General features: G+C 71.6%; 6 protein-coding genes and 1 pseudogene. 4 read left to right on the plus strand and 3 right to left on the minus strand.

What is annotated here, in order from left to right; all coding sequences use genetic code 11:
* Positions 1 to 124, plus strand: a pseudogene (locus AOK23_RS50155) (LysR family transcriptional regulator); the annotation flags it as partial.
* A gap of 276 nt (positions 125 to 400) precedes the next feature.
* On the opposite strand, the gene AOK23_RS23740 reads toward AOK23_RS50155, so the two are convergent.
* From AOK23_RS23740 to AOK23_RS23750, 3 genes are all read right to left on the minus strand, one after another.
* Positions 401 to 1,084, minus strand: a complete 684-nt coding sequence (locus tag AOK23_RS23740; protein WP_055714689.1) for a gamma-glutamyl-gamma-aminobutyrate hydrolase family protein — start codon at positions 1,082 to 1,084, stop codon at positions 401 to 403.
* A gap of 47 nt (positions 1,085 to 1,131) precedes the next feature.
* Positions 1,132 to 2,571, minus strand: a complete 1,440-nt coding sequence (gene eat, locus AOK23_RS23745) for an ethanolamine permease (protein ID WP_055714690.1) — start codon at positions 2,569 to 2,571, stop codon at positions 1,132 to 1,134.
* Positions 2,572 to 2,699: 128 nt separating this feature from the next.
* Complete coding sequence (locus AOK23_RS23750) at positions 2,700 to 3,446, minus strand: FadR/GntR family transcriptional regulator (RefSeq protein ID WP_055714691.1); 747 nt, start codon at positions 3,444 to 3,446, stop codon at positions 2,700 to 2,702.
* A gap of 85 nt (positions 3,447 to 3,531) precedes the next feature.
* On the opposite strand from AOK23_RS23750, the gene AOK23_RS23755 reads away from it, so the two are divergent.
* The 3 genes from AOK23_RS23755 to AOK23_RS23765 form a co-directional block, all read left to right on the plus strand.
* Positions 3,532 to 4,890 (plus strand): glutamine synthetase family protein, encoded by a 1,359-nt coding sequence (locus AOK23_RS23755; protein WP_055714692.1) that lies wholly within the window; start codon positions 3,532 to 3,534, stop codon positions 4,888 to 4,890.
* 26 nt (positions 4,891 to 4,916) lie between these two features.
* Complete coding sequence (locus AOK23_RS23760) at positions 4,917 to 6,311, plus strand: aldehyde dehydrogenase family protein (RefSeq protein WP_055714693.1); 1,395 nt, start codon at positions 4,917 to 4,919, stop codon at positions 6,309 to 6,311.
* Positions 6,308 to 6,952: SDR family NAD(P)-dependent oxidoreductase (locus tag AOK23_RS23765; protein WP_240496525.1), on the plus strand; the 645-nt coding region annotated here is incomplete at its 3' end. The genes AOK23_RS23760 and AOK23_RS23765, both read left to right, overlap by 4 nt.

Genomic DNA, 6,952 nt, shown 5'->3' on the forward strand with positions numbered 1-6,952 from the left:
CCCCGTCGACGGGGTCCGCCTCCGCCGTGCGCTGCGGGCGGTCTGGCCGACGGGCCACCGGCCGGCGGGGCCGGCGCGGGACCTGTTGGGGCTGACCCGGGGCGGCACGCCGGCCGCTGACTGAATGGTGGGATGCCGGGGCGCAGCCCCGGCATCCCAGGGGCGCGGGGACTGCGCGAACAGCCACGACGAGCCCGCGGGGGACAGCCGACCTCATCCGCCGGGTGGACGGGGCGGAGCCTCCGGGGGCGCTGCCCCTTCGACCCGTGGGCCCAGCTCGGTGTCGGCCGCGGGTTCGTCGTGGCCTGTCGCGCAGTTCCCCGCGCCCCTGGATGCCCCGGGCTTCGCCCTGGGTCATCCAGGGCCCTCGGCGTCGCAGGCCCTCGGCGGCCGCCCGCCGTCAGGATGCCGCCCGCACGAGCGCCCGCATCACTCCCAGGTCCTCGCCCATCTCGGGGTGCCACTGGACGCCCAGGACCCACGAGGGGGCCGGCAGTTCGATCGCCTCCACCGTGCCGTCGTCCGTGGCGAACGCCGACGCCGCCAGGCCTTCTCCGAGGCGGTCCACGGCCTGGTGGTGGTACGTCGGTACGTCGGCCTCCTCGGGCGCGATCTCCGCGTAACGGGTCCCCGGCACCGGCTTCACGGAGTGACGGCCGAAGACCCCCACCTCGGCCACGTGCCCGTCGATGTGCTGGACGAGTGTGCCACCGAGCGCCACGTTCAGCAGCTGCATGCCCCGGCAGATGCCCAGCAGTGGCGTCCCGGAGTCCAGCGCCGCCCGGATCAGGGCCAGCTCCCAGGCGTCCCGCGTGGGCGCGGGAGGCCCACAGCGCGGGGAGCGCTCCGCGGCGTAGTGGGCCGGGTCCACGTCGGGGCCGCCCGCGATGACCAGGCCGTCGACACGGGCCACCGCCGCGGCGGCGTACGACGGGTCGTCCGGCGGGAGCATCGCGGCGACGCCGCCCGCCGCCTGTACGAGCCGGGGGTAGCCGACCGGCAGCAGTGCGGCCTCCAGCTCCCAGACGCCCCAGCGAGCGCCGGACTCCAGATACGTACTCACACCGATCAGCGGCCTGGTCACACGTGCTCCTGACTGATGAAATGCGTGGAACTGCGGGACGGAACGAGTCAGTCCCGTGCCAACTCTGCCTCGGCGGCAGCCAGTGCCGCGAATTCCTCCTCCGGTGCCTTCGCCACCAGGTGCTTGCGGCTGTAGAGCCCGAAGTAGGCGGCTGCTGCCGCGTACACGCCGAGCGCGATGAACGCCGCCGTCACGTCCACCAGGAACGTCGCCACCAGGGCCGAGCACGCGAGGACGAGGGCGACCGAGGAGGTCAGGATGCCGCCCGGCGTGCGGTAGGGCCGTTCGAGCCCCGGCTCCCGGCGGCGCAGCACGATGTGCGACAGGGACATCAGGGCGTAGCTGATGGTGGCGCCGAAGACGGCGATGTTCAGCATCCGGCCGCCGTCCCCGGTGCCGGCGGCCAGTGCGAAGCCGATCGTGCCCGGCACCAGCAGCCCCAGGTACGGGGCCTTGCGGCCGCTGGTGAGGGACAGGACCCGGGGGAGGTAGCCGGCCCGGGACAGCGCGAAGAGCTGGCGCGATCCCGCGTAGATCAGGGAGAAGAACGAGGCCACGAGGCCCGCCAGGCCGGCGTAGTTCACGAAACGGCTGAGCGCCGTGGCCTTGCCGTCCGGCTGGAGCGCCTCGACCAGCGGGTTGCCGGCGTCCTGGATGGCGGCCGAGCCACGCGCCCCGGCCGCGGCGAAGAAGGTGATCACCGCCAGCACCACCAGGACGCCCATCGACCAGCGGATGGCCTTCGGCAGCGTGCGGGCCGGGTCCCTCGTCTCCTCGGCGGCCAGCGGCACGCCCTCGACGCCGAGGAAGAACCACATGCCGAACGGGAACGCCGCCCAGATGCCCAGCAGCCCCATGGGTAGCCAGGAACTCGCGCCGAAGGCGCTCGTGTCGACCGGGATGTCGTCGAGCGCGGACACACTGAAGTCGGGCAGCGCGCCCAGGGCGAACACGATCAGGGCGAGGACCGCGATACCGGTGACGACGAAGCTGGCGATCAGTGCCTCACCGACACCCCAGAGATGGATGCCGATGAAGAACGCGAAGCAGAACAGGTAGACCGGCCAGCTCGACGTCAGGCCGAACAGGCCCAGCGACTCGACGTAGTCGCCGATGAAGATCACGATGGCGGCCGGGGCGAGCACGTACTCGATCAGAATCGCCGTGCCGGTCAGGAAGCCGCCCCACGGCCCGAGCGCCCGGCGGGCGAATCCGTAGCCGCCGCCCGCCGTGGGCAGGATCGCGGAGAGTTCCGCGAGGGCGAAGACCATGCAGGCGTACATGGTGCCCATGAGCACCGTGGCGATCGCCAGACCGCCGAAGCCGCCCTTCGCCAGGCCGAGGTTCCAGCCGGAGTAGTCGCCGGAGACGACATAGGCGACGCCGAGGCCGGTCAGCAGGACCCAGCCGGCGCTGCCCCGGCGGAGCGTTCTGCGCTCCAGGTAGTCGTCCGCCGCGTCGGCGGTGTCCGTGGCTTTCAGGGACATGGGCACTCTCCCCACTCAAAGGAATGGATCCATACCTTTGTGGGGTGGGTGACCGAAAAGCAATACCCCTGCGTTAAGCGGTCGTAAATCCATGTCCCGTCCGGGCGTGCGCGCCGGGCCTGTCGGTCTCACCCGAGGAAGCCGCGCAGCAGGGCCGCCGTACCCGCGCAGTGCTCCCGCATGATCTCCCGCGCCGCCTCGGCGTCCTCGTCGAGCACCGCCTCCACCAGGATCGTGTGCTGCTGCTGCGAGTGCTCCAGGTTGCGCACCAGCAGGGGGATGCAGTCGAGCAGGTCGTTCACCCCCGCGCGCACACCGGCGTACTGGGCGGCGAGCGACGGGGAACCGGACAGCTCGGCGATGGTCAGGTGGAACAGGGTGTCCAGCCGGCGGTACTCCGTGAGCGGTGCCTCGCGGGTCCGGGCCAGGGCCGTACGCAGTCGCTCGGCCTGCTCGTCGGTCAGGCTGTGCGCCGCGCACAGCCCGGCCGCGCCCACCTCCAGCACCTCGCGGAAGCGCAGCGTGTCCTCGACGTCGATGTCCTTCAGTCGTCGACGCAGTTCGTCCTCGCCCGGGGTCTCGGCGCGCGACAGCACGAAGGTTCCCCCGTAGCGGCCGCGTCGCGCCTCGACCAGGCCCTGCTCCTGCAGCACCTTCAGGACCTCGCGCAGCGTCACCCGGCTGATCCCGAGCCGTTCGGCCAGGTCGCGTTCGGCCGGCAGGCGCTCGCCGCCCGGCACCAGACCGAGCCGGACCACCTGGAGGATCTGCTCCAGGGCCTCCTCGAAGCCGTTGCCCGCCCGCACCGGACGCAGTACGGACGCCAGCCGGTCATCGGCCCACGGACTCTCTGGTCCCGCCCCTGTCCGCGACATGTGGCGGTACCCCCTTCCCATAAAAGGTTCCGGGTAATACCTTATGGCTCCCGGATGGCCGAAGAAGCCCCTAGGAGGCTTTCCCGTGGCAGACCGCACACCCCCGCTCTCCGTCGAGGAACTCCACACCCTCGTCGCCGGCGGCGAGATCGATACTGTCGTCCTGGCCTTCCCCGACATGCAAGGGCGACTCCAGGGCAAGCGGTTCGCCGCCCGCTTCTTCCTCGACGAGGTCCTCGCCCACGGCACCGAGGGCTGCAACTACCTCCTCGCCGTCGACACCGAGATGAACACCGTCGACGGCTACGCGATGTCCTCCTGGGACCGGGGCTACGGCGACTTCGCCATGCACCCGGACCTGTCCACCCTGCGCCGGGTGCCCTGGAACGAGGGCACGGCCATGCTGATCGCCGACCTCGCGTGGAACGACGGCTCACCGGTCGTCGCCGCCCCCCGCCAGATCCTCCGCCGCCAGTTGGAGCGCCTCGCCGAACTGGGCTTCACCGCCAAGGTCGGCACGGAGCTGGAGTTCATCGTCTTCAAGGACACCTACGAGCAGGCCTGGGACGCCGGGTACAAGGGCCTCACCCCGGCCAACCAGTACAACATCGACTACTCGGTCCTCGGCACCGGCCGTATCGAGCCCCTCCTCAGGAGGATCCGCAACGAGATGGCGGCCGCCGGGCTGACCGTCGAGTCCGCGAAGGGCGAGTGCAACCCCGGCCAGCACGAGATCGCCTTCAAGTACGACGACGCCCTCATCACCTGCGACCAGCACGCCATCTACAAGACCGGCGCCAAGGAGATCGCCTCCCAGGAGGGCGTCTCCCTCACCTTCATGGCCAAGTACAACGAACGCGAGGGCAACTCCTGCCACATCCACCTGTCCCTCGCGGACGCCGACGGAGCCAACGTGATGGCCGACGGCCAGGGGATGTCGCAGGTCATGCAGCACTTCCTCGCCGGGCAGCTCGCCGCCCTCCGTGACTTCTCGCTGCTCTACGCGCCCAACATCAACTCCTACAAGCGGTTCCAGCCGGGCTCCTTCGCCCCCACCGCCGTCGCCTGGGGCCACGACAACCGGACCTGCGCCCTGCGGGTCGTCGGCCACGGCCGCTCCATGCGGTTCGAGAACCGGCTCCCCGGCGGCGACGTCAACCCGCACCTCGCCGTCGCCGGGCTCGTCGCGGCCGGGCTGTACGGCATCGAGCAGAAGCTGGAACTGCCGGACGTGTGCGAGGGCAACGCGTACACCGGCGACTACGCCCATGTGCCGACCACCCTGCGCGAGGCCGCCGAGCTGTGGGGCAACAGCCCCATCGCCAAGGCCGCCTTCGGCGACGAGGTCGTCGCCCACTACCTCAACATGGCGCGGGTCGAACTCGCCGCCTTCGACGCCGCCGTCACCGACTGGGAGCTGCGCCGCTCCTTCGAACGCCTGTGAACCACGCCCCGCGGAAAGGCCCTTACTTGTCCGGACAGTCCCCGCAGTACGAGCAGCAGCTCCAGGTGCTGAACCCCGCCACCGAGGAGGTCGTCGCCACCGTCCCCGCCGCCACCCCGGCGGACGTCGACGCGGCCGTCTCCCTGGCGACGAAGGCCCAGCGGGCCTGGGCCGCGCTGGCCCCCGCCGACCGGGCCCGGCTGCTGCGCCGGTTCGCCGTCACCGTGGACGAGCACCTGGAGGAGCTGGCCCTCCTGGAGGTCCGCGAGGCCGGGCACACCATCGGCAACGCCCGCTGGGAGGCCGGCAACGTCCGGGACCTGCTGGACTACGCGGCCGGCGGCGTCGAACGGCTCACCGGACGGCAGATCCCCGTCCCCGGCGGCCTCGACGTCACCATCCTCGAACCCCTCGGCGTGGTCGGCGTGATCGCCCCCTGGAACTTCCCGATGCCCATCGCGGCCTGGGGTGTCGCCCCCGCGCTCGCGGCGGGCAACGCGGTGCTCCTCAAACCGGCCGAGACCACCCCGCTCACCGCCCTCCGCCTCGCGGAGCTGGCACGTGCGGCGGGGCTCCCCGAGGGCCTGTTCCAGGTGCTGCCCGGACACGGCGCCGTCACGGGCAACGCCCTCGTCGAACACCCCGGCGTTGCGAAGATCGTCTTCACCGGTTCGACGGCCGTCGGCAAGCAGGTACTGGCCAAGGGCTCGGCGCTCCTCAAGCGCGTCACCCTCGAACTCGGCGGCAAGAGCCCCAACATCGTCTTCGCCGACTCCGACCTCGAAGCCGCGGCGGCCGCCGCCCCCATGTCGTTCCTCGACAACTCCGGCCAGGACTGCTGCGCCCGCACCCGCATCCTCGTGCAGCGCTCCGTCCACGACCGCTTCCTCGACCTCCTCGCCCCCGGCATCGAGTCGGTCCGCGTCGGCGACCCGGCCGACGAGGCCTCCCAGATGGGCCCGCTGATCTCCGCCGTCCAGCTCGACCGCGTCCGCGCGTACGTCGACCCGGACGCGCCCGGCATTCGCGGCAAGGCCCCCGAGGGCCCCGGCTTCTGGTTCCCGCCGACCGTTCTCACCGGTGTCGAACCGCACGCGCGCGTGGCCGCCGAGGAGGTCTTCGGCCCGGTCGCCGTCGTCCTCCCCTTCGACGACGAGGCCGATGCGATCCGCCTCGCCAACGACACCCCGTACGGACTCTCCGGCTCCATCTGGACCCGGGACGTCGGCCGCGCCCTGCGTGTCTCCCAGGCCGTCCGCGCGGGCAACCTGTCCGTCAACTCCCACTCCAGCGTCCGCTACTGGACGCCCTTCGGCGGCTTCAAGCAGTCCGGCATCGGCCGCGAACTCGGCCCGGACGCCCTGACCGCCTTCACCGAAACCAAGAACGTCTTCATCAGCACGGAGGGCCCCGCACTGTGACCCAGCCCCAGGACACCATCTGCCGCCGACTCGTCGGCCGTACCGCCGTCATCACCGGCGCCGGCAGCGGCATCGGCCTCGCCACCGCCCGCCGCCTCGCCTCCGAGGGCGCCCACGTCGTCTGCGGCGACGTGGACGAGGCACGCGGCAAGGCGGCCGCCGAGGAGGTCGGCGGGATCTTCGTGAAGGTCGACGTCACCGACGCCGAGCAGGTGGAGGCGCTGTTCAAGGCCGCGTACGACACCTACGGCAGCGTCGACATCGCCTTCAACAACGCGGGGATCTCCCCGCCCGACGACGACTCCATCCTGGAGACCGGCCTGGAGGCCTGGAAGCGGGTCCAGGAGGTCAACCTCACCTCCGTCTACCTGTGCTGCAAGGCCGCCATCCCGTACATGCGGCGCCAGGGCAAGGGCTCCATCATCAACACCGCCTCCTTCGTGGCCCGGATGGGCGCGGCGACCTCCCAGATCTCGTACACGGCCTCCAAGGGCGGTGTGCTGGCCATGTCCCGGGAGCTGGGCGTGCAGTTCGCCCGGGAGGGCATCCGCGTCAACGCCCTGTGCCCCGGCCCGCTCCGGGTCCTTGGCGAACAGCTCCTGCAGCAGCGGGGTGTTGACCGGGCCGGGGCACAGGGCGTT

Origin of the sequence: Streptomyces torulosus (assembly GCF_001419765.1) — a bacterium.
Classification (GTDB): Bacteria; Actinomycetota; Actinomycetes; order Streptomycetales; family Streptomycetaceae; genus Streptomyces; species Streptomyces torulosus.

Excerpts from the sequence above, each read along its gene's own strand:
- eat (WP_055714690.1), bottom strand. The coding sequence starts at position 2,571 with ATGTCCCTGAAAGCCACGGACACCGCCGACGCGGCGGACGACTACCTG.
- AOK23_RS23750 (WP_055714691.1), bottom strand. The coding sequence starts at position 3,446 with ATGTCGCGGACAGGGGCGGGACCAGAGAGTCCGTGGGCCGATGACCGG.